Source organism: Kitasatospora sp. NBC_01302 (assembly GCF_035976515.1).
Classification (GTDB): Bacteria; Actinomycetota; Actinomycetes; order Streptomycetales; family Streptomycetaceae; genus Kitasatospora.
Window position 1 is genome coordinate 5,093,465 of sequence record NZ_CP108404.1, and the last position, 22,775, is coordinate 5,116,239.

Sequence of the window (22,775 nt, forward strand, 5' to 3'; positions counted from 1 at the left end):
TGGGAGGGCTGCTGCTCGTGGGCGAGATGAAGGACCGGATGCTGGCCGGTGACTGGTTCATCGCGGACGACCCCGAACTGGGCGAGGCCGTCATGCGCTGCGCGAAGCTGCTGGCCGCCTTCAACGCCATCGAGGTACCCGCACCTGCCGAGCGGCGCGCGATCCTGGAGCAGCTGTTCGGCGCGATGGGCGAGGGCGTGATCGTCCGGCCGCCGTTCCGCTGCGACGTCGGCTGGAACATCGGCATCGGCGCCCGGTCGTTCGTCAACTTCGGCGGGATCTTCCTGGACACCGCGCCGATCACCATCGGCGCGGACGTACAGATCGGGCCGAACGTCCAACTCCTCGCCCCGCACCACGAGCTGGACACCGAGCGGCGCCGGGCCGGGTGGGAGAAGGCGCTGCCGATCACCATCGGCGACAACGTCTGGCTGGGCGGCGGTGTGATCGTCTGCCCGGGCGTCACCATCGGCGAGAACACGGTGGTGGGGGCGGGCAGCGTGGTCACCAAGGACCTGCCCGCCGGCGTGCTGGCGGTCGGCAACCCCGCTCGGGTCATCCGCGAGCTGGACTGAACTCAGCTGCTGCGACGGCCCGGACGAACGCCTGCCAGGCGGTGGGGTGGAACGTGAGGAACGGGCCGTCGGGGTCCTTGGAGTCGCGCACGTGACCGGGGGCGGCGTCGTCGACCTCGATGCACTCGCCGCCAGTGCCGTTGCTGTAGGTGCTCTTACGCCAGGTGCTCATGGGTGGTGAACTCCCCGTTGGAGGTGGCGTGGACGAAGCTCTGCCAGGCGGTGGGGTGGAACGTGAGGAACGGACCGTTGGGGTCCTTGGAGTCACGGACTCGGCCGGGGTTGGCGTCATCGACCTCGATGCACTCGCCGCCATCTGGGTTGCTGTAGCTACTCTTCCGCCAACGGTTGAGCTGCATGGTCGAACGCCTCCAGCGCCTTGCTGATCATCGCCTGGGACTCCCGGGGCGACAGGGCTTGAGCCCTGAGAAGATCGTAGTACGCGCGGCGCTTCGCCACGATGTCCGATTTCTCGATCAACAGGCCGTTGCGGCTTCCCTCTTCGTAGGCGACTGTGGATCCGCCCGGCAGAGTCAGCAGGGTCAGTGAACCACCCAGTTCGGAGTGGGCACCGGCCGAGAAAGGCAAGACCTGAAGTGTCACGTGCCGCAGCGTCCCAGCCTGCAGCAACTGCTGCATCTGGTCCCGCATAAGGCGCGGGTTTCCGACGATCCTGCGCAAGGAGGCTTCGTCCAGGATGAACCAGTAGCGCGGTGGATTGGGGCCGTGTAGACGCTCCTGCTGCTTGAGTCGGGCGGCCACCTTGTGCTCGATCTCGTCCTCGGATGCGAACGGGGCTCCTGCTCGCAGGATCACTTCTGCAAATGCCCGCGTCTGGAGCAGGCCGTGGACGGTCTCGCTGTAGCCCTCGCGAACCATGGCCTGGGTAGCCAGATCCATGAATCGTCGGTACCTATCCGGATACTGCTCCAACCTCGCAAGCGGGTACAGCCGCAGGAACGTCCCCCCGGTACCGAACGCTGCGTCCAGCTTCTCTGACAGTCCCGGCGGTGGCGGCGACTCTGCAGTCTCGATCCTTGACAGGTGTGCCTTGGAGAACTGCAGCACTTCCGCGAGCCGGGTCAGCGACATCCCGGCCGCCTCACGGAGCCGCCGGATTTCAGCCCCGTACAGATCCCGCGCAGAACGCTCCGGGTGGAGCGGACGAGGTTGGAAGCCTGGCATCAGAAGACTCCTCCATGTTTCCGCTTTCGGACCTGGAACGATCCCTGCCTTCCCAGGCTAACCGCGAAGCCCCACGCTTGAGGGACAGAGCGGAAAATTCATCGCTCCCAAAAGCACGCCGGAGTAATACATATGATGGATCATCAGAAAGACCGGCTCCTGCCCGAGTGCCAGTGCCCCGCGAACTGCGGTGGCCGTCCCGAGGCCAGCCGTCGCATGACCCCCGCGTACCCGATCGTCCGCCCCGGCGATGCCCGTCCCCCCTCCGAGCCGTACGAGCCTCGCAGCGTCGGTGAGTTGGTCTTCGACGCGCTCAACGATCGACACGGTGTCCTGATGGACCGAATGGGTGGCACGATCTACCTGCGCCCGGAGCGCGGGGGAGCGGAATGGGAGGCTGACCCGCGCTGGCTGGTTCGCCCGGCCGCCGCCTGCCCTGTCGAGGAGGCGGCCAAGTGAGCTCTCCTCGCCGCCAAGCCGCCGCCGCGTTCGCGGATCTGGCCGACGCCCTGGACGCCGCGGATGTCGACCTGCCCGACGCCGCCGGGGGATGGCTGATCACCCCGGCCGGCGCCGTCCTGCTCCAACTCCGCCCGCTCACCCTCCCCGAGGTGGGTGAACTCATCGACGCCCTCCGACGATTGGCCGACGACACATGACGAACCGGCGAGAAGCCGACCAGGTCGAACTCCCGCTCCGGATGCCCCTGCTGGCGGGCTTCGTGCACCGCGTCCTCGCCTGCGTCCTGCTGCGCAGCGGTGACGACGAGCCCGAATATCCCGGTCTCGCGGAACGGGTCGCGATCTACGTGGTCTCGATCACCGGGGTGCTGACCTTCGCCGCGATGCTTCTCGCCTTATGGCCGTTCATGTGAATGCACGAGAAGTCGACATCCCCAACTTTCCCGTCGACTTCTCACGCAAATCCCGCCGGAAAGTCATCCAGTCAGACTTTCCGGCGTCGCCGCGAAGCTCAATCCCTAGGTCAACTCCCGCACCACACGCCCCAGTACTTCGCGTACATCCCGAACCCGCCCGCCATCGAGCAGCACAGGCAGATCGCGGTGCCAGCGCCCCGGTCGGTGCGGCCGTCACTCCGCGCCCCCGATCGCGACCGCGCCCTCGAGCTCGTGGACGCGCGCGACATGCGCCCCACGCCCCGCATCCGCCTCCAGCGCCACGCGGGCCGCCGCCGCGGCCAAGGCGCGCTCGGTCCAGCGGCGCGGCAGCGCGATGGTCAGCTGATCTTCCGAGCTGGGATGCGGCCCATCCGGACACAGAAATCCGGTAATCGGACATATCTGCTCGGATCGGGAATGCGGACCAGGACATATCGGTTCACCCTCCACGTTGAACCGCGTCGAACACCGAACCGCCCGTCCCACCCCGCTGAGGAGCCAGCCCCCATGAAGGTCGAGATCTACTCGGACATCGCCTGCCCCTGGTGCTACATCGGCAAGCGCCGCTTCGACCAGGCCCTGGAGCGCTTCGAGGGCAAGGGCGAGGTCGAGGTGACCTTCCGCCCCTACCAGCTCGTCCCCGACGCCCCCGCCACGGCCAGCCCGCACCGCGCCTGGCTGGCCGAGCGCTACGGGCCGCAGTCGCGCGCGATGGACGACCGGGTGACCGAGCTGGGCCGCGCCGAGGGCATCGACTACGACTTCGACGCCGCGCTGCACGCCAACACCTTCCTCGGCCACCGCCTGCTGCACCTGGCGGAGACGGAGTACGGCACCGCCGCCCAGGGCGTGCTCAAGGAGGCGCTGCTCAAGGCGCACTTCACCGACGGCGTGGACGTCGGCGACCGCGCCGCGCTCACCGAGGTCGCCGTCGCGGCCGGCCTGGACCGGGCCCGGGTCACCGAGTACCTGGCGGGCGACGAGGGCGCCGACGAGGTGCAGCGCCAGCTGGACGAGGCGCGGCAGCTGGGCATCAGCGCCGTGCCGACCTTCGTCTTCGACGGCCAGTGGGCCGTCCAGGGCGGCCAGGAGGTGGAGACCTTCCTGCGCGTCTTCGAGCAGGTCGCGAGCGAGCAGCAGCACGCCGAGCAGCAGGCCGGGGCCGCCGCCCACGGCCACGGCGACGACGCGTGCGCCGACGGCGCCTGCGCGATCTGACGCTCCCGCTCCCGGGCCGACGCCCGGTTCAGCTCACCTCAGCAGCTGAACCGGGCGTCGGCCCAGTCCGCGATGCTGCCGTTGGACCAGAAGCCGTCCACCGGCGTCACCACCAGCCGGATCGACGTCCGCCCGGCCAGCGGCACGTGCACCGGCGCCGCCGCGTCCCAGGCCCGCAGATCGGGTGAGCGCCACAGGCTCGCCCCGTCCGCGTCGGTGACCGAGAACCGGACGGCGCCCGGCACGAGCGTCAGGTCGTCCACGCCGACCACCGCGTCGAAGGCGGTACAGGCGCGGTTCAGGTCGATCGCCACCGTGGACGGCGCGGCCACGCTGACGCCGTTCTTGTAGGCGGTGCCGGCCACCCGGAGCCGGTCGCGCTGGAGCAGCCAGCCGCTGCCGTCCTGGCGGTTGATCGTCGGGCCGTCCGGCGGCACCCGGTTCGAGCCCTTGCTGAACGGCAGCTGGTCCATCCAGAAGCTGCTCGGCACCGGCGGGCTGGGCAGCAGCGTCGGCAGCGAGCTCGGCAGGATGCTCGGCGCCGGGGTGGGCGCCGACGGTGTCGGTGCGGGCGGGGCCGGCGGGGCCGCGATCGAGGGCGTCGGGATCTCCGGGGTGGGGATCGCCGGCACGGTCGGCGTCGGCACCGGCGGCAGCGTGGGCAGCGGTGGTGTCGGGGGCGGCGTCGGCCTGGGCGCCGGGGTGGGCGTGGGCTTCGGAGCCGGCGGTGCCGGGCTCGGCGTCGGCCGGGCGGGCGTCGGCGCGGGGGCGGGCGTGGGGGCCTGCGGGGTCGGCGGCTGCGGACTCGGTGCGGGCGGCTTCGGCGCGGCGGACGGCTTCGGGGCCGGGCTGGCCGAGGCGCTCGGCGCGGGGGGCGCCGGGGCGGCTGTGGGCGCGGGGGCCGGGGAGCCGGTCAGCGCATAGGCGACGGCGGCCGCGGCGGCCACCGCCACGGCGGCGGCGATGCCCGCCTTCGCGGCGGTGCCCAGGCCCTCCCCGGCGGCTGCGGCGGCGCCACCACCGGAGGAACCCCCGGCCCCGGCGGCCCCTCCCGCACCGGCAGCACCAGCCGCACCGGTCGCCGCTCCCGCACCGCTCGCCGCCGCCGCACCACCGGCCGCGGCGCCGCCCGCGAGCGCGCCGGCGCCCAGCGCCGCCGCGACGGCCGAGAAGGCACCGGCCCCGACCCACACCAGCACGCCACCGGGCAGCAGCAGCCGCAGCGCGTGGTTGATGTCGACCAGCTCCAGCAGCGCGGCCGTGCACGCCGTGCACCCGCGCACGTGCTCGCCGACCTCGGCCGACGCCCGCTTGCGCAGCGCGCCCCGGGCGTAGAGGCCGAGCCGGTTGGCGTACTCCTCGCAGCCCTGGGCCGGGGTCGCCGACACATGGGCCTGCAGGAAGCCGGCGGCCAGCCGGGCGCGCGCCCGGTGCGCCTGCACGGCGGTGGCGTTCGCGGTCTTGCCCAGCAGGACGGCGACGGCCTTGGGCGACTCCCGCTCGACCTCGGTGTGCCAGAGCAGCACCCGGTCGTCCTCCGGCAGTTCGATGAAGGCCTGCATCACCATGCGCTGGTCGGCCTGGGCGATCGCCCAGGCGTCCGCGCCGGGGTCGGCGAGGTCGTACTCGATGGTGGCGGCGGCCGTCGACTGGCTGAAGGCGCCGAAGTCGTCGATCAGCTGCTCGCGGCGCTCGCCGCGGGTCCAGGTGGCGGCGATGTTGCGCACGGCGGTCAGCAGGTAGGCGCGGACGGCGAACTCCGGGCCCTTGCCCGCCTTCAGCGCCTGGAAGGTGCGGGCGAAGACCTCGCCGGCCAGGTCCTCGGCGGTGAAGCTGTCGCGGCAGCAGCTGCGGGCGTAGCGGCGCACCGCATCGGCGTGCCGGCGGTACAGCTCCTCGTAGGCGCCGTCGTCGCCGCCGCGCACCAGCGCCGTCAACTCGGCGTCGGAGGGCGGGCGCTCGCCGTCCACCGGGTCGGCGGGCGGTGGCACGACGGCCAGCGGCGCAGTGGGATCGGCCTCCTCGGGGGAGCGGCCGCGGCTCGCGCCGGTGTTCGCCTGGGGGGCGACGAACGCCTCGGGCAGCACGCTGCCCTGCCCGGCGACGGCCTGCCCCGGCACCCGGCCGGTCAGCGGCGCGAGTGGTTCGGAGGCGGGAGCAGGCAGCGGGGACGGCGACTCCGGCGGCGGGTTGAGCGATTCGCGCGAGGGCGCGCCGCCCTGCCCCGGCACCTGGCCGGTCACCGGCTCGGCGCCGGGCTCGGTGCTGCGCTCGCCGCCGCGCTCGTTCGGCTCCTCGGGGGTCATCGGACCGCCTGCCGGACCGGGCCGGACGCCAACGCCCATCCTGGGGGCGCACACCGACGAAGGGCGTGCTGCGATGCGCCATCGCCTGCGCCGGTGTGCGCGGCGGTCATGGCACCGCGAAGGGTGTGCACCGGGACATTGGCTCCAACCACGGCCAAAGAATGGCATAGCAGGACGTGCACGGGAAGCCACGGACGGGGTGACCCACTCTTCCGGGGAAGCGCCCGAGGTCCGACTTCCCCGCTCCGGCGCAGCCAGTTGACGCCGGGTTGACGACCGGCGCCGCCCGGCCCCGGTCCGCACGCCGCCTGCCCGCGGCCCCGGCGCCCGTCGTTCCACTGCCCGACGGGCACGCCTCGGTCGCCACCGTCACGACCGCCACCGTCACGACCGTCACGACCGCCACCGTCACCACCACCGCCACGGCCGCCGGGGAGCGCTCCCGCGTCAGCCGCGGGGTCGGCCGTCACGATGGCTCAGCCCGCCCGCAGACCGTCCAGCAGGATCCGCAGCAGCCGCTCGGCCGGCTCGGGCACCGGCCCGCCGGGCAGCGGACCAGCGTCCTGCCGGGCCGCCAGGGTGCGCCCGATCGCCGGTGGCACGGCCGCCGTCAGCACCAGCACGATCTCCGAGACGGTGACCCCGGGCCGCAGTTCGCCCGCTGCCGCCGCCCTGGTCACCAATGCGGCGAGTAACTGGAGCAGCAGCCGCGGATCGGCGTCCGGCACCCCGACCGCGCCCAGCGGCTCACCGGCCTCCGGTGCGGCGTCCGGTGGCAGCCGCTGCTCCGGCACCCGGGCCAGCTCCTCGGCGTAACCGAAGGCCTCCGGCGGCAGCAGCCGCCCGGCCCCGGTGCCCACCGCGGTGGCCAGGTAGCCGGCCAGCGCCTCCCAGGGGCCGGCCGGCCCGTAGAGCGCCTCCCGGGCCCGCGCGGTCAGCCAGGCCACCTCCTCGGCGGCGATCCGCTGGACCAGCACCTCCTTGCTGGGAAAGCGCCGGTACACCGTGCCGACACCCACGCCGGCCCGCCGTGCGACCTCCTCCATCGGTGCGTCGTACCCGAGTTCGCCGAAGACCTCGCGGGCCGCACGCAGCACGCTCTCCAGGTTCCGCCGAGCGTCCACCCGCAACCGCGGGCTGCCCACGCGCCGTTCCTCCACCGGTTCCGGCACCGTCCGACCGGCGCCCGTGCCGGGCCCGAAGCCCGTGTCTGCCCCGGCCCCCGCTCCGGTGCCGATTCCCGTGCGGGCCCCGATTCCCGTCTCAGGACGGCCGGTTCCGGTTCCGCCGGTTCCGGAACCGGCGCCGGACCGGTACGGGCCGGACAGTGGCACGCGTTGCTCGGGGACGGTGCTCGCACCCGCCCCGACCTGCGGCACAGCCGGTTCGCCCAGCCTGTGATCCTGTTCCTTCAATCCCAACCCTCCCCCGGAGGAGCCCACCTCGGGGCTCTCGTGCGAAGTCGTCGCAGCCGCTGGTGACCTGCCAAGGGTCCAGCCAGCTCCCAGTACCCGGCCCCCGCACCGGCCCCGTCGGGACCGCCACCGCGCCGTTCGGCGACGCACGGCCCGTACGGGCGAGGATCATCCGCGGACTACCCTTCCCCGTTTCAAGCTCGGCCAGTCGGGCTGGTCGGCCAACGGTAAATCAGGCCGTAATGGATTCACCACCCGGGGTGACGGCTTTTCGGGCACGCCACCCGCGCACGACCCGTCCGCCTCGCCGTGGCCGGAACCGCGCCGAACCGGCTCCGGAGTCGCCCGGACTTGCCCGGACTTGCCCGAACTCGTCGGAACGCGCTCCGAAAACTGCTGACGCGGTGTGGACAAGAGACCCCTCGGCAGGGCGTCATGGAGGCGTGAACCGGGTCACATTTCTCACCAGGACACCGATTCGAGCGGAGGTGGCACCATCCGGGTTCTGATCGTGGGCGGCGGTTGTGCGGGGCTGGCCACGGCCCAACGGCTCCAGCGGGAACTCCAGTCGGAGCTGCGGGCCGGGCGCGCGGAAGTCACCGTGGTTGAGGCCGCACCCTATCTGACGTACCGTCCGCTGCTCGCCGAGGTGGCCGCCGGATCCATCGATCCGCGGCACGTCGTGGTCCCGCTGCGCCAGGCGCTGCCCGACTGCCGGGTGCTCACCGGCCGGGTCGCCCGGATCGACCACGCCCGCCGGCTGGCCTGGCTCACCCCGAAGGACGGCGTCGAGAGCGAACTGGCGTACGACGAGCTGGTGCTGGCGGCCGGCTCGACGGAGCGCGGTGCCCCGGTCCCCGGCCTCGCCGAGCACGGCCTGCGCTTCGGGACGGTCGGCGAGGCGGTCGCGCTGGGCCGGCACGTGCGCGACCAGCTCGACCTCGCCTCCACCACCCGCGACCCCGAACTGCGCGACGCCGCACTGACCTTCGTCTTCGTCGGGGCCGGCTACGGCGGCGTCGGCGCGCTCGCCGAGCTGGAGGACATGGCCCGCCGCTCGCTGCGCGGCTACCCCAACATCGCTCCCGCGGACCTGCGCTGGGTGCTGGTCGAGCCGGGCGAGCGGATCCTCGCCGAGGCCGAGCCGGAACTGGCCGAACAGGCCCTGTCCCACCTGCGCGAGCGGAACGTGGACGTCCGCCTGAAGACCGCGCTCGACTCCGCACGCGACCACGCGGTGGCGCTCTCCGACGGCACCCGCCTGGCCGCCCGCACCCTGGTCTGGACGGCCGGCGAGCGCCCCGCGCCGGTGCTCGGCGCCACCGACCTGCCCACCGGCGAGGACGGCCGGATCCGCTGCCTGGACACCCTCCAGGTGCTCGGCCCCGACGGGCGGGCGCTGCCCGGCGCCTGGGCGGCCGGTGACTGCGCCGCCGTCCCGCTGGGCCCGGAGCTCTGCGGCCGCGACGCGCGGCACGCCCTGACCCAGGGCGGGCTGCTGGCCGAGAACCTGCTCGCGGTGGCCGCCGCCCGCCCGCCGCGCGGCTACCGGCCCGACCCGCGCCACGTCGCCGACCCGCTCGGCCTGCGGCTGGTGGCCGGGCCGGCGCGCAAGGGCCTGTCCGGCCGCCGGGCCTGGCTGCTGCAGCGCACCCGCACGCTGCGCGGACTGCCGAGCAACCAGGGGCGGGTGCGGGTGCTGGCGGACTGGGTGCTGGGCGGCGGCCGGGACCACTGAGGCGTTCTGCGTGTTCCGGGTGTTCTGGGTGATCTGCGCGGGGCACCCTCAGGGCTACAACACGACCAACACACGTACGACTTCCGGAACCGCACCCTCACCTGACAGGATCTGCGTGACACCCCGTCACGGCCTGTGCAAACATCAGTACGAACTGTGACGGCCCGCGATCCGAGGAAAGCGACAGTCGGTTGAACCTCATGCGCTGGAGTGCGCGGCTCACCGCGGCCCCGTGGCGTGTCGCCGCCCCCGCGGACGACCCGGTCGCCCTGCCCGGGCCGCGCGACCCACTCGGCCTCGGCGGACCCCTGCTCGGCCCGGAGCCACTGCTCGACCTGCACGAGCTGTACGACCTGCGCGACCTGCTGGGCCGACTGCCCGCTCCCGTCGTGATCACCTACGGCCCCCGGCACCGCCTCGGCTATGCCAACGACGCCTACCGCGAACTCTTCGGCACCCGCGCCACCGGCCTGACCGCGGAGGAGGCGATGCCGGAACTCGCCGAGCTCGGCCTGCTCCCGCTGCTCGACCAGGTCCTGCGCAGCGGTCGCGACCGCAGCGTCAAGGCGCGCAGCATCACCGACCCGGCGGCCGGCCCCGGACGTACCCGCTGCTTCAACGTCTCCTGCGTCCCCCTGCGCTCCACCGAACGCACCGCCCGCACCGCGCGCTCGGCCGGCCGCGACGGACAGCCGCCGCCCGCCATCGGCGTGCTGATCTACGCCGCCGAGGTCACCGACCAGGTGCAGGCCGCGGCCCGGCTGCGCGAGGCCGAACGCCGCCAGCGCGAGGCCGCCGTCACCCTGCAGCGCAGCCTGCTGCCGCAGAAGCTCGAACAGCCCGCCGAGCTGCGCGTCGCCGCCACCTACCAGCCCGGCGGCGCGGACGCGGCGGTCGGCGGCGACTGGTACGACGTGATCAGCCTGCGCGGCGGGCGCACCGCCCTGGTGATCGGCGACGTGATGGGCCGCGGCCTGCGCGCCGCCGCCGTGATGGGGCAGCTGCGCACCGCCGTGCGCGCCTACGCCCGGCTCGACCTGCCGCCGCACCAGGTGATGGGCCTGCTCGACGGCCTGGCCATGGAGATCGACGCCAACCAGATCGCCACCTGTGTCTACGCCGTCTACGACCCGCCCGCCGGCACCCTCACCTACTCCTCCGCCGGACACCTTCCGCTGATGCTGCGCGGCCCCGACGGCACCGTGCTCCAGGGGGAGCAGCAGAACGGCCCGCCACTGGGCACCGGCGACGGCTCCCACACCTCGCACGTGCTGCGCCTGCTCGCCGGCACCACCGGTGTCCTCTACACGGACGGACTAGTGGAGCGCCGCGACCAGGACATCGACGAGGGCCTCGGCCTGCTGGCCCGCACCCTGGCCGGCGCGGTCGGCTCGCCCGAGGTGGTCTGCGCCAGGCTGCTGCGGGCCATGGGGGTGACGGCGGAGCACGACGACGACGTGGCGGTGCTGGCCTTCCAGCTGCCGCACGCCGAGGCGGGGGTTGACTCGCTTCTCGAAGAGGTCTAGTGTTCTTCGAGCTGCCTGTCAGGGAGCACCGGACGTTCACACTTGTGCGGACGGTCCCGAGCGCAGCCACTCTCCTGAAACACCACCCTCGGCAAGATCGTCGGTCGTTGACGCGTCGCTTTTTGCGCGTTTCTGCGGCGGGCTTCTTTTGTCGTGCCGGTATTTCGGCGAGTGGGCCCGATTCGCTTTTCGGAGCGGGGCTGGGCTAAAGTTCAACACGTCGGACAGGCCGTCAGGTCGGTTACGGCGAAGGCCTCTTGAGGCCGAGCGGTGCGGAAGACCTGGTAAGGTTGGAAACACCGAGAGCGAGTCGGGAAACGCCGAGAGGCGGGTCTGATAAGCTCGAAGAGAAGAAAGAACGAAGCGCCCGGAGGGGCCACGGAAGTGGCTGCAAAGGAAGCGTCCGTTCCTTGAGAACTCAACAGCGTGCCAAAAGTCAACGCCAGATATGTTGACATCCCCGGCCTTGGTCTTCGGACTGGGGTTGGAGATTCCTTTTGAAGTAAAACACTAGCGAGGACGCAGTGCGCGAGGCCACCCTATTCCGGTGGTTGTCGTGCCGCTCGACGCGGGTGTCGACCCGATTACGGGTAAACATTCACGGAGAGTTTGATCCTGGCTCAGGACGAACGCTGGCGGCGTGCTTAACACATGCAAGTCGAACGGTGAAGCCCTTCGGGGTGGATCAGTGGCGAACGGGTGAGTAACACGTGGGCAATCTGCCCTGCACTCTGGGACAAGCCCTGGAAACGGGGTCTAATACCGGATACGATCTTCCTCTGCATGGGGGTTGGTGGAAAGCTCCGGCGGTGCAGGATGGGCCCGCGGCCTATCAGCTTGTTGGTGGGGTAATGGCCTACCAAGGCGACGACGGGTAGCCGGCCTGAGAGGGCGACCGGCCACACTGGGACTGAGACACGGCCCAGACTCCTACGGGAGGCAGCAGTGGGGAATATTGCACAATGGGCGAAAGCCTGATGCAGCGACGCCGCGTGAGGGATGACGGCCTTCGGGTTGTAAACCTCTTTCAGCAGGGAAGAAGCGCAAGTGACGGTACCTGCAGAAGAAGCACCGGCTAACTACGTGCCAGCAGCCGCGGTAATACGTAGGGTGCGAGCGTTGTCCGGAATTATTGGGCGTAAAGAGCTCGTAGGCGGCCTGTCGCGTCGGATGTGAAAGCCCGGGGCTTAACCCCGGGTCTGCATTCGATACGGGCAGGCTAGAGTGTGGTAGGGGAGATCGGAATTCCTGGTGTAGCGGTGAAATGCGCAGATATCAGGAGGAACACCGGTGGCGAAGGCGGATCTCTGGGCCATTACTGACGCTGAGGAGCGAAAGCGTGGGGAGCGAACAGGATTAGATACCCTGGTAGTCCACGCCGTAAACGTTGGGAACTAGGTGTTGGCGACATTCCACGTCGTCGGTGCCGCAGCTAACGCATTAAGTTCCCCGCCTGGGGAGTACGGCCGCAAGGCTAAAACTCAAAGGAATTGACGGGGGCCCGCACAAGCAGCGGAGCATGTGGCTTAATTCGACGCAACGCGAAGAACCTTACCAAGGCTTGACATATACCGGAAACGGCTAGAGATAGTCGCCCCCTTGTGGTCGGTATACAGGTGGTGCATGGTTGTCGTCAGCTCGTGTCGTGAGATGTTGGGTTAAGTCCCGCAACGAGCGCAACCCTTGTTCTGTGTTGCCAGCATGCCTTTCGGGGTGATGGGGACTCACAGGAGACTGCCGGGGTCAACTCGGAGGAAGGTGGGGACGACGTCAAATCATCATGCCCCTTATGTCTTGGGCTGCACACGTGCTACAATGGTCGGTACAAAGGGCTGCGATACCGTGAGGTGGAGCGAATCCCAAAAAGCCGGCCTCAGTTCGGATTGGGGTCTGCAACTCGACCCCATGAAGTTGGAGTTGCTAGTAATCGCAGATCAGCATGCTGCGGTGAATACGTTCCCGGGCCTTGTACACACCGCCCGTCACGTCACGAAAGTCGGTAACACCCGAAGCCGGTGGCCTAACCCTTGGGAGGGAGCCGTCGAAGGTGGGACCAGCGATTGGGACGAAGTCGTAACAAGGTAGCCGTACCGGAAGGTGCGGCTGGATCACCTCCTTTCTAAGGAGCACATGGCCGGATGCGAGCGAATGTCTCGCACGGTTGCTCATGGGTGGAACGTTGACTATTCGGCACACTGGGTGATGGTTCGTGAGTACTGCTTCGGCGTGGAAAGCGTTTCTTGAGTCTGGTGTGTCGGGCACGTTGTTGGGTCCTGAGGGAACGAGTAATCGTTGTCTCAGTGCCGGTCCCACGGACCGACCTGGTGTTTGCTGGGTTGTGTAGGTGGGTGTCTGGTCGTTGTTTGAGAACTGCACAGTGGACGCGAGCATCTGTGGCCAAGTTTTTAAGGGCGCACGGTGGATGCCTTGGCACTAGGAACCGATGAAGGACGTGGGAGGCCGCGATAGGCCCCGGGGAGCTGTCAACCGAGCTTTGATCCGGGGGTGTCCGAATGGGGAAACCCGGCAGTCGTCATGGGCTGTCACCCATACCTGAACACATAGGGTATGTGGAGGGAACGCGGGGAAGTGAAACATCTCAGTACCCGCAGGAAGAGAAAACAACCGTGATTCCGGGAGTAGTGGCGAGCGAAACCGGATGAGGCTAAACCGTTGTGGTGTGAGACCCGGCAGGGGTTGCCACTTCGGGGTCGTGGGAAAGTTCTTCGGTCGTCTGCCGGCGATCGGGTGAGTCAGAAACCGTATGGGTAGTCGAAGGACATGCGAAAGGTCCGGCGTAGAGGGTAAGACCCCCGTAGACGAAACTTGTACGGCTCACTTGAGCTTCTCCCAAGTAGCACGGAGCCCGAGAAATTCCGTGTGAATCTGGCGGGACCACCCGCTAAGCCTAAATATTCCCTAGTGACCGATAGCGGATAGTACCGTGAGGGAATGGTGAAAAGTACCGCGGGAGCGGAGTGAAATAGTACCTGAAACCGTGTGCCTACAAGCCGTGGGAGCGTCGTTGGTCAGCTTGCTGATCAGCCGTGACTGCGTGCCTTTTGAAGAATGAGCCTGCGAGTTTGCGGTGTGTAGCGAGGTTAACCCGTGTGGGGTAGCCGTAGCGAAAGCGAGTCCGAATAGGGCGGTTGAGTTGCATGCCCAAGACCCGAAGCGGAGTGATCTAGCCATGGGCAGGTTGAAGCGCGGGTAAGACCGCGTGGAGGACCGAACCCACCAGGGTTGAAAACCTGGGGGATGACCTGTGGTTAGGGGTGAAAGGCCAATCAAACTCCGTGATAGCTGGTTCTCCCCGAAATGCATTTAGGTGCAGCGTCACGTGTTTCTTGCCGGAGGTAGAGCACTGGATAGGCGATGGGCCTTACCGGGTTACTGACCTTAGCCAAACTCCGAATGCCGGTAAGTGAGAGCGTGGCAGTGAGACTGTGGGGGATAAGCTCCATGGTCGAGAGGGAAACAGCCCAGAACACCGACTAAGGTCCCTAAGCGTGTGCTAAGTGGGAAAGGATGTGGAGTCGCAGAGACAACCAGGAGGTTGGCTTAGAAGCAGCCACCCTTGAAAGAGTGCGTAATAGCTCACTGGTCAAGTGATTCCGCGCCGACAATGTAGCGGGGCTCAAGCACACCACCGAAGTCGTGTCATTCACAGAATACGCCCAACGGCGCTGTGGATGGGTAGGGGAGCGTCGTGTGCCGGGTGAAGCGGCGGAGGAATCCAGTCGTGGACGGTATACGAGTGAGAATGCAGGCATGAGTAGCGATACAAGAGTGGGAAACTCTTGCGCCGATTGACCAAGGGTTCCTGGGTCAAGCTGATCTGCCCAGGGTAAGTCGGGACCTAAGGCGAGGCCGACAGGCGTAGTCGATGGACAACGGGTTGATATTCCCGTACCCGCTTTGAAGCGCCAACGCTGAACCTCTGAATGCTAAAGCCGTGAAGCCGGCCCGGAGTCTTCGGACAATGGGACGTGGTGGAGCCGCTGATCCAACAGGGTATTAGGTGAGCGATGGGGTGACGCAGGAAGGTAGTCCAGCCCGGGCGGTGGTTGTCCCGGGGTAAGGGTGTAGGACGCAAGGTAGGCAAATCCGCCTTGCACATAGTCTGAGACCTGATGCCGAGCCGATTGTGGTGAAGTGGATGATCCTATGCTGTCGAGAAAAGCCTCTAGCGAGTTTCATGGCGGCCCGTACCCCAAACCGACTCAGGTGGTCAGGTAGAGAATACCGAGGCGTTCGGGTGAACTATGGTTAAGGAACTCGGCAAAATGCCCCCGTAACTTCGGGAGAAGGGGGCCGGAACTGGTGGAGGCACTTGCTGCCCGAGCTGGGGCCGGCCGCAGAGACCAGCGAGAAGCGACTGTTTACTAAAAACACAGGTCCGTGCGAAGCCGTAAGGCGATGTATACGGACTGACGCCTGCCCGGTGCTGGAACGTTAAGGGGACCGGTTAGCTCTGATTCGTCGGGGCGAAGCTGAGAACTTAAGCGCCAGTAAACGGCGGTGGTAACTATAACCATCCTAAGGTAGCGAAATTCCTTGTCGGGTAAGTTCCGACCTGCACGAATGGCGTAACGACTTCTCGACTGTCTCAACCATAGGCCCGGTGAAATTGCATTACGAGTAAAGATGCTCGTTTCGCGCAGCAGGACGGAAAGACCCCGGGACCTTTACTATAGCTTGATATTGGTGTTCGGTTCGGCTTGTGTAGGATAGGTGGGAGACTTTGAAGCGGCAACGCCAGTTGTTGTGGAGTCGACGTTGAAATACCACTCTGGTCGTGCTGGATGTCTAACCTGGGTCCGTGATCCGGATCAGGGACAGTGTCTGGTGGGTAGTTTAACTGGGGCGGTTGCCTCCTAAAGAGTAACGGAGGCGCCCAAAGGTTCCCTCAGCCTGGTTGGCAATCAGGTGTTGAGTGTAAGTGCACAAGGGAGCTTGACTGTGAGACCGACGGGTCGAGCAGGTGCGAAAGCAGGGACTAGTGATCCGGCGGTGGCTTGTGGAAGCGCCGTCGCTCAACGGATAAAAGGTACCCCGGGGATAACAGGCTGATCTTCCCCAAGAGTCCATATCGACGGGATGGTTTGGCACCTCGATGTCGGCTCGTCGCATCCTGGGGCTGGAGTAGGTCCCAAGGGTTGGGCTGTTCGCCCATTAAAGCGGTACGCGAGCTGGGTTTAGAACGTCGTGAGACAGTTCGGTCCCTATCCGCTGTGCGCGTAGGAGTGTTGAGAAGGGCTGTCCCTAGTACGAGAGGACCGGGACGGACGAACCTCTGGTGTGCCAGTTGTCCTGCCAAGGGCATGGCTGGTTGGCTACGTTCGGGAGGGATAACCGCTGAAAGCATCTAAGCGGGAAGCCTGCTTCGAGATGAGCACTCCCACCTCCTTGAGAGGGTAAGGCTCCCAGTAGACGACTGGGTTGATAGGCCGGATGTGGAAGCCCTGTAAGGGGTGGAGCTGACCGGTACTAATAGGCCGAGGGCTTGTCCTCAGTTGCTCGCGTCCACTGTGTTGTTCTGAAACAACGACCCCCGCCAGGGAAAGAACGGGCGGGTTGCGGTCGACAGTTTCATAGTGTTTCGGTGGTCATAGCGTGAGGGAAACGCCCGGTTACATTCCGAACCCGGAAGCTAAGCCTCACAGCGCCGATGGTACTGCAGGGGGGACCCTGTGGGAGAGTAGGACGCCGCCGAACAATCATTCCAAGAAAGCCCCCTTCCTTCGGGAAGGGGGCTTTCTTGCGTTCAGGGCTCACTCCGCACGGCTCTCACCGCACGATTTTCATCGCACGATGCGACCCAGTGCCGGCTTTTCCCGGTGGAGCGCGACGGCGATGTCCACCAAGGACACCCGCTCCAGTCCCTCGACCTCCGCCAGCGGGATCCAGGCCGCCAGATCCGTCGAGCCGTCGGTCTCGTTGCGCAGCTCGCCCCCGGTGATCCGGCCCTCGTAGAGGATCCGCAGACCGTGGAAGTCCCGCGCCTGGGGGTTAGAGGAGCTCGCCGGAACGAGGAAGTTCTCCGAGTCGACCCCGAGCAACCGGACCAGCTCGACCTCGTACCCGGTCTCCTCCCGCACCTCCCGGATCGCCGCGTCGTACGGGTCCTCCCCGTGGTCGAGCCCGCCGCCGGGCATGGTCCACAGCCGCTCCCCGTCCGCGCCGACCCAGCGCGCGAGCAGGATCCGGCCGTCCTCGACGCAGACCGCGTAGGCCGCGGGACGAACTCTTCGTATGGCATCTGATGACATGTGAGGCAGCGTAAGGTCCCGTCCATGGATACCGCCAAGACTCCCGAGTCCGAGTCCCACGTGAGCCCCGAGATCCAGGTGAGCGCCGGTCTGACGGCCGAGCAGCTCGACACCGCGCACGCCGTGTTGCGCGCCGCCGCGGCCGCCGACGGCCGCGAGGCCGTCTCGGAGGCGGGCCGCCTGCGGCTGCGGGTGGCCGAGCCGCGCGAGGGCGTGCGGCACCTGGTGGCCGGCGGCACCGACGCCCCGGCCGGCTACGCGCAGGTCGAGCTCCAGGAGAAGTCCGCCACCGCCGAGCTGGCCGTGCACCCGGACCGCCGCGGGCTGGGGCTGGGCCGGGCGCTGGCCGGTGCGGTGCTCGCCGAGGCCGGCGAGCAGCGGGCCGTCGACTTCTGGGCGCACGGTGGCCACCCGGCGGCCCGGCGACTGGCCGAGGCGTTCGGTGCGGAGCTGGTCCGCGAGCTGCGGCAGATGCGCCGCACCGCGGCGGCCCCGGCCGAGGTGCCGCTGCCCGAGGGCGTCACGCTGCGGACCTTCCGGCCCGGTGCGGACGACGAGGCCTGGCTGCGGCTCAACGCGCTGGCCTTCGCCCACCACCCGGAACAGGGTTCCTGGACCGCCCGCGACCTGGCCGACCGGATCGCCGAGCCGTGGTTCGACCCGGCCGGCTTCTTCCTCGCGGTCCGCGGCGCCGGCACCGCGGACGAGCGCCTGGTCGGCTTCCACTGGACCAAGGTGCACCCGGCCACCGCCGCCGAGCCCGAGCTGGGCGAGGTCTACGTGGTCGGGGTGGACCCGGCCGAGCAGGGCAACGGCCTGGGCAAGGCGCTGACCGCGGCCGGACTGCGCCATCTGGCGGCGGACCGCGGGCTGCCCACCGTGCTGCTCTACGTCGACGCGGACAACGTGGCCGCGGTGCGGGTCTACGAGCGTGTGGGATTCACGGTGCACGAGGTAGACCTGATGTATCGGGTCACCGAGGGTCGTCGAGTGGGCTAGCGGGCCGCAGGGCCGACCGACTCAGCTTTCCTCCCGGCCATGCGGTGTTTACCGTGGATTCAATTGCCGACGCGAAGATCACAGGATGACGTCCGTAGTGTCTCGCTCCCGCAGCTTGGGCCACATCGCCGGGGTCGGTCGGCTATCGACCGCCCCGAGCGGTGGGTCCGCCTCGCTGCGGGTGGCGGAACCGGGTGAGGACAGCCGGACACCGGCCGCGCCCGGGCACGCGGATCTCACGCCGCTGGAGGAGCTGGAACCCATGACCGTCCCCCGCCCGGTCGCGGCCGGTACGACGCCCGAAGCGCCAGACCCCTCAGGAGCCGATGCCATGCCCGAGTCCCCCGGCGTGCCCGCCCCGTCCCGGCTGACCAAGACCCTGGGGGTGTCGCTCGACCAGTTCCCCGACGGTGTCGAGGAGCCCGAGCTGGACGAGCTGCCGCAGGGCCGCTTCCTGGACCGGGAGCGCAGCTGGCTCGCGTTCAACGAGCGGGTGCTGGAGCTGGCCGAGGACCCGCAGATCCCGCTGCTGGAGCGGACCAAGTTCCTGGCGATCTTCGCCAGCAACCTGGACGAGTTCTTCATGGTGCGGGTGGCCGGCCTCAAGCGCCGGATCGCCACCGGCGTCGCCCAGCGCAGCGCCTCGGGCCTGCAGCCGCGCGAGGTGCTCGATCTGATCTGGACGCGGTCCCGGGAGCTCATGGCCCGGCACGCGGCGGCCTTCCAGCACGACGTGCTGCCGGACCTCGCGGCCGAGGGCATCGAGCTGGTCCGCTGGGCGGAGCTCACCGAGAAGGAGCAGGGCCGCCTGCACAACCTGTTCCGGCAGCAGATCTTCCCGGTGCTGACCCCGCTGGCCGTCGACCCGGCGCACCCGTTCCCGTACATATCGGGCCTGAGCCTGAACCTGGCGGTGGTGGTGCGCAACCCGGTCTCCGGGCACAAGCACTTCGCCCGGGTGAAGGTGCCGCAGTCGCTCTTCCGCTTCCTGGAGGCCTCGCCGCAGCGGTACGTGCCGCTGGAGGACGTGATGGGGGCGCACCTGGAGGAGCTCTTCCCCGGCATGGAGGTGCTCGCCCACCACGCCTTCCGGGTGACCCGCAACGAGGACCTCGAGGTCGAGGAGGACGACACCGAGAACATCCTCAAGGCGCTGGAGAAGGAGCTGATGCGCCGCCGGTTCGGGCCGCCGGTGCGGCTGGAGGTGGAGGAGTCGATCGACCCCTACATCCTCGACCTGCTGGTGCGCGAGCTGAACATCACCGAGGCGGAGGTGTTCCCGCTGCCCGGCCCGCTCGACCTGACCGGGCTGTTCGGGATCGCCGGCCTGGACCGTCCGGACCTGACGTACGGCAAGTTCGTGGCCGGTACCGCGCGCGGTCTCACCGACGTGGAGTCGGCCTCTCAGCCGGACATCTTCGCCGCGATGCGCGAGCGCGACGTGCTGCTGCACCACCCGTACGACAGCTTCTCCACCTCGGTGCAGGCCTTCCTGGAGCAGGCCGCGGCCGACCCGCACGTGCTGGCGATCAAGCAGACGCTGTACCGGACCTCGGGTGACTCGCCGATCGTGGACGCGCTGATCGACGCGGCCGAGTCCGGCAAGCAGGTGCTGGTGCTGGTGGAGATCAAGGCGCGCTTCGACGAGCAGGCCAACATCAAGTGGGCCCGCAAGCTGGAGGAGTCGGGCTGCCATGTGGTGTACGGCCTGGTCGGGCTGAAGACGCACTGCAAGCTGTCGCTGGTGGTGCGCCAGGAGGGCGACACGCTGCGCCGCTACGCGCACGTGGGCACCGGCAACTACCACCCGAAGACCGCCAGGCTGTACGAGGACCTGGGGCTGCTCACCGCCGACCCGCAGGTCGGGGCCGACCTCTCGGACCTGTTCAACCGGCTCTCCGGCTACTCGCGCCGGGAGTCCTACCGCCGGCTGATGACAGCCCCGCGCGGGCTGCGCGACGGCTTGATCGCACGGATCCAGAACGAGGTCGCCAACCACCGCGCCGGCCTGCCGGCGTACGTGAAGATCAAGGTGAACTCGATCGTCGACGAGCAGTTGATCGACGCGCTCTACCGGGCCTCGCAGGCGGGTGTGCCGGTGGACGTCTGGGTGCGCGGGATCTGCGCGATCCGGCCCGGGGTGGTGGGGCTGAGCGAGAACATCCGGGTCCGCAGCATCCTGGGACGCTTCCTGGAGCACTCCCGGATCTTCGTCTTCGGCAACGGCGGTGATCCCGAAGTCTGGTTCGGCAGTGCGGATATGATGCACCGTAACCTGGACCGGAGGATCGAGGCCCTGGTCCGGGTCGCGGATCCGACCCACCGGGCCGAGCTGTCCGGGCTGATCGACCTCGGCATGGCGGAGGACACCGCCTCCTGGCACCTGGGCCCGGACGGGGCCTGGAGCCGGCGCAGCCAGGACGCCGACGGGCACCGCCTGCGGGACATCCAGGAAGTGCTCATCGACTCGCGCCAGCGCCGCAGGAGCGCCGTCGCGTCGCTGTGACCCACGCCGACCGTCCCTGACCATCCGTCGCCTGCCCTGGGGGAACGGGGAGTACCCACGACATGACTGACGCGCCCATGACGACCCCGGCGGCCACCGCGACCGCCGGGGAGGTCCTCTCCCGGTACCTCAACGAACAGGCCGGCCTCTTCCTGCGCGCGCTGCCGCAGGCGGTGGGGGAGGCCGGAGCCCGGCCCGGTGCACTGCCCTCGCTGAACTCGTCCGCGGGCAGCGCCGGAACGGGGGAGCTGCTGCGCGCGGTGCGCCGGATCGGCGGTGCGCTGCACACCTTCGGTGCGGTGTTCGAGCCGGGCTGGGCCCACGAGTCGCGCAGCGAACTGCGCTGGCTGCTCAACCTGTTGGCGCAGGAGCCGGCCTATCTGCGGCGTTCGGCGCGGCTGCTGGCGGCGCTGGACACGCTCAGCTCCACCGGTGGCACGGGTGCGCCCGGCACCGCGGGCGAGCTGCGCGGGCCGGGGATGCTGGCCGGGCATCCCGGTGCGCCCAAGGCACGGGCGCTGCTGGACCGGCAGCTGACGCTGGCCCGCACCCGGGTGCACAGCTCGGTGCTGCAGGAACTGCGCTCCTCGCGGCTGCACGCGCTGGCGGACCGGATGACGCTGCTGGTGGGCGAGGCGCCGCTGGTGGCGGCGGCCGGGATCGCGGCGGGGGAGCTGCTGCTGCCGCAGGCGGCGGTGGCGTTCGGGGAGCTGGGGCAGGCGGTGCAGGCGCTGCCGTGGCAGCGGGCGGCGACGGCGTACCAGGGGGACGCGCTGCACCGGCTCGGCGCGGTCGCGCCGGCCCCGGCGCCCGCCGCCGCACCGCTACCGGCGCAGGGGCGCTCGGGGGCGGCAGGGGCGGCGGGCGACGCGGACGGTGCGCTGGCGGCCGACGACGCGCCGTGGCACCGCACCCGGGTCCTGGCCAAGCGGGCCCGCTACGCGCTGGAGGTGTGCGGCCGCCCGGGCGCCGAACTGGACGTGCTCGACCAGGTGCTGGACCGGCACCAGGAGGCGGCGGAGGCGGCGGTCACGGTGGCCACGGCGGCGCGCACGCCACGGATCACCCCCGCGACGGCCTACGTGCTGGGGGTGGTGCATGCTGATCAGCGACTGGAGGTCGAGGCGGCGAGATACGCCTTCGGCCGTCAGTGGCCGACCCTCCCGCAGCACGGATGGCATGAATGGGCGAGCGCCTGAGCGTTGAGCGGTACCCGGACCCCCGGATGGCGGCCCCGTCGGCCCCGTCCGCGGTGGCGGCCGAGAAGCTGGCGCGTCGCCGGCGGCGGGAGGCCAAGCGGCAGGGGCCGTGGACCGGTCCCGGCCGCGGCCCGCTGCTCCCGTCCCACCCGGGCGGCGAGGCGTGCGGGCAGTCGTCCGGTGGGCCGTTCGGTGTGACGCACGGTGAGCAGCCGGTCCGTCCGGGCACGGTGCTGGCGGCGGGCGCGGTGCTCTGGCTGCCCGGCGGCCCGCGGAAGAACGGCCACGGGTTGCGCAAGCCGCGGATCGCGCTGATCCACCGTCCCAAGTACGACGACTGGAGCCTGCCCAAGGGCAAGCTGCTGGCCGGCGAGACGCCGTGGCAGGCGGCGCTGCGCGAGGTGGAGGAGGAGACGGGGCTGGTCTGCCGGCTGCTCGCGCCGCTGCCGGCCCAGCACTACCGGGCGCAGGGGCGGCCCAAGGAGGTGCGGTACTGGGCGGCGGTGCCGGTGCGCGGGGAGTTCCGGCCCAACCGCGAGGTGGACCGGATGAAGTGGCTCAAGCCGGAGAAGGCGCGGGCCAAGCTCACGCACGCCCGGGACCGGGAGCTGATCGACGCGCTGCTGGCGCGACTGGAGCAGCTGGCGCCGCTGGTCGGCTGAGCACGGGCGCGTGCGGCCCGCGTTGCCTGCTGGATGGCGCCCCGTCACCTGACAGCGTGTCTTGGCCGATTTCTTACCGTGATGCAACCGTGACTACGAGCCGGTGTTTCCTGGCATCCCTCCGAGGTTCACTCTCCGTTCACTTGCGACCGGCTGATGCGTCACCTGTCCGGCCTAGCTTCGGTCCTACCGGCGGGCCGAAGAGGCCCCGGACCAACAGCTAGGACACCTCGCCCCCGTCTTCCGGCCGGGCGCCGTGGCCTGTGCCAAAGAAAG

16 protein-coding genes, 3 rRNA genes and 1 pseudogene are annotated in these 22,775 nt (G+C 69.3%); 14 read left to right on the plus strand and 6 right to left on the minus strand.

Annotated features, from left to right (window positions below; genetic code table 11):
* The first annotated feature begins 17 nt into the window (after nt 1-17).
* Nucleotides 18-575, plus strand: a complete 558-nt coding sequence (locus tag OG294_RS22140) for a sugar O-acetyltransferase (protein WP_327068264.1) — start codon at nt 18-20, stop codon at nt 573-575.
* On the opposite strand, the gene OG294_RS22145 is transcribed toward OG294_RS22140, so the two are convergent.
* Genes OG294_RS22145 through OG294_RS22155 form a run of 3 tightly spaced genes read right to left on the minus strand, consistent with a single transcriptional unit; the run spans nt 556 to nt 1,760 of the window.
* Nucleotides 556-747, minus strand: coding sequence for a DUF397 domain-containing protein (locus OG294_RS22145; protein ID WP_327068265.1), 192 nt, complete (start codon nt 745-747; stop codon nt 556-558). The two genes, OG294_RS22140 and OG294_RS22145, sit on opposite strands and share 20 nt — an antisense overlap.
* Entirely contained in the window at nt 731-934 is a 204-nt protein-coding gene (locus OG294_RS22150; RefSeq protein WP_327068266.1) for a DUF397 domain-containing protein, read from the minus strand. The genes OG294_RS22145 and OG294_RS22150 overlap by 17 nt, the downstream gene beginning before the upstream one ends.
* Nucleotides 906-1,760 (minus strand): helix-turn-helix domain-containing protein, encoded by an 855-nt coding sequence (locus tag OG294_RS22155; protein ID WP_327068267.1) that lies wholly within the window; start codon nt 1,758-1,760, stop codon nt 906-908. The genes OG294_RS22150 and OG294_RS22155 overlap by 29 nt, the downstream gene beginning before the upstream one ends.
* Nucleotides 1,761-1,892: 132 nt before the next feature.
* On the opposite strand from OG294_RS22155, the gene OG294_RS22160 reads away from it, so the two are divergent.
* From OG294_RS22160 to OG294_RS22175, 4 genes are all read left to right on the plus strand, one after another.
* Nucleotides 1,893-2,219: a hypothetical protein gene (locus tag OG294_RS22160; RefSeq protein ID WP_327068268.1), complete on the plus strand. Its 327-nt coding sequence runs from the start codon at nt 1,893-1,895 to the stop codon at nt 2,217-2,219.
* The gene (locus OG294_RS22165; RefSeq protein ID WP_327068269.1) at nt 2,216-2,419 is read left to right on the plus strand and encodes a hypothetical protein; all 204 of its coding nucleotides are present in this window, start codon (nt 2,216-2,218) and stop codon (nt 2,417-2,419) included. The genes OG294_RS22160 and OG294_RS22165 overlap by 4 nt, the downstream gene beginning before the upstream one ends.
* Nucleotides 2,416-2,634: a hypothetical protein gene (locus OG294_RS22170; protein ID WP_327068270.1), complete on the plus strand. Its 219-nt coding sequence runs from the start codon at nt 2,416-2,418 to the stop codon at nt 2,632-2,634. Before OG294_RS22165 ends, OG294_RS22170 begins: the two co-directional genes overlap by 4 nt.
* A 531-nt stretch (nt 2,635-3,165) precedes the next feature.
* Nucleotides 3,166-3,876 (plus strand): DsbA family oxidoreductase, encoded by a 711-nt coding sequence (locus tag OG294_RS22175; RefSeq protein ID WP_327068271.1) that lies wholly within the window; start codon nt 3,166-3,168, stop codon nt 3,874-3,876.
* 38 nt (nt 3,877-3,914) lie between these two features.
* Here the strand turns inward: OG294_RS22175 and OG294_RS22180 are convergent, their stop codons facing one another.
* Together OG294_RS22180 and OG294_RS22185 are read right to left on the minus strand one after the other, a co-directional pair.
* Nucleotides 3,915-6,182, minus strand: coding sequence for a sigma-70 family RNA polymerase sigma factor (locus OG294_RS22180; RefSeq protein WP_327068272.1), 2,268 nt, complete (start codon nt 6,180-6,182; stop codon nt 3,915-3,917).
* Nucleotides 6,183-6,658: 476 nt separating this feature from the next.
* Nucleotides 6,659-7,327: a TetR/AcrR family transcriptional regulator gene (locus OG294_RS22185; protein ID WP_327068273.1), complete on the minus strand. Its 669-nt coding sequence runs from the start codon at nt 7,325-7,327 to the stop codon at nt 6,659-6,661.
* A gap of 781 nt (nt 7,328-8,108) precedes the next feature.
* Here OG294_RS22185 and OG294_RS22190 point away from each other — a divergent pair.
* The 5 genes and pseudogenes from OG294_RS22190 to rrf all read left to right on the plus strand — a co-directional run bounded on the left by OG294_RS22190 (nt 8,109) and on the right by rrf (nt 16,579).
* Nucleotides 8,109-9,335 (plus strand): NAD(P)/FAD-dependent oxidoreductase, encoded by a 1,227-nt coding sequence (locus tag OG294_RS22190; protein WP_327068274.1) that lies wholly within the window; start codon nt 8,109-8,111, stop codon nt 9,333-9,335.
* 191 nt (nt 9,336-9,526) lie between these two features.
* A pseudogene (locus OG294_RS22195) lies at nt 9,527-10,849 on the plus strand (PP2C family protein-serine/threonine phosphatase); the annotation flags it as partial.
* 609 nt (nt 10,850-11,458) lie between these two features.
* Nucleotides 11,459-12,980: ribosomal RNA gene (locus OG294_RS22200) — 16S ribosomal RNA — on the plus strand.
* A gap of 276 nt (nt 12,981-13,256) precedes the next feature.
* A 23S ribosomal RNA gene (locus OG294_RS22205) occupies nt 13,257-16,375 on the plus strand.
* An 87-nt stretch (nt 16,376-16,462) separates the two neighbouring features.
* Nucleotides 16,463-16,579, plus strand: a 5S ribosomal RNA gene (gene rrf, locus OG294_RS22210).
* Together the 16S, 23S and 5S rRNA genes form the textbook arrangement of a ribosomal RNA operon.
* A gap of 86 nt (nt 16,580-16,665) precedes the next feature.
* Here rrf and OG294_RS22215 read toward each other — a convergent pair.
* On the minus strand, nt 16,666-17,133 hold the full coding sequence (locus tag OG294_RS22215; protein ID WP_327068275.1) for an NUDIX hydrolase: 468 nt from the start codon (nt 17,131-17,133) through the stop codon (nt 16,666-16,668).
* A gap of 24 nt (nt 17,134-17,157) precedes the next feature.
* On the opposite strand from OG294_RS22215, the gene mshD reads away from it, so the two are divergent.
* The 4 genes from mshD to OG294_RS22235 all read left to right on the plus strand — a co-directional run bounded on the left by mshD (nt 17,158) and on the right by OG294_RS22235 (nt 22,499).
* A complete protein-coding gene (gene mshD / locus OG294_RS22220) occupies nt 17,158-18,132 on the plus strand; it encodes a mycothiol synthase (protein ID WP_327068276.1) in 975 nt (324 codons plus the stop codon).
* 262 nt (nt 18,133-18,394) lie between these two features.
* The gene (locus OG294_RS22225; RefSeq protein WP_327068277.1) at nt 18,395-20,638 is read left to right on the plus strand and encodes an RNA degradosome polyphosphate kinase; all 2,244 of its coding nucleotides are present in this window, start codon (nt 18,395-18,397) and stop codon (nt 20,636-20,638) included.
* A gap of 62 nt (nt 20,639-20,700) precedes the next feature.
* Complete coding sequence (locus OG294_RS22230) at nt 20,701-21,837, plus strand: CHAD domain-containing protein (protein ID WP_327068278.1); 1,137 nt, start codon at nt 20,701-20,703, stop codon at nt 21,835-21,837.
* A gap of 194 nt (nt 21,838-22,031) precedes the next feature.
* Nucleotides 22,032-22,499 (plus strand): NUDIX hydrolase, encoded by a 468-nt coding sequence (locus OG294_RS22235; RefSeq protein WP_442789353.1) that lies wholly within the window; start codon nt 22,032-22,034, stop codon nt 22,497-22,499.
* The last annotated feature ends 276 nt before the right edge of the window (nt 22,500-22,775 follow it).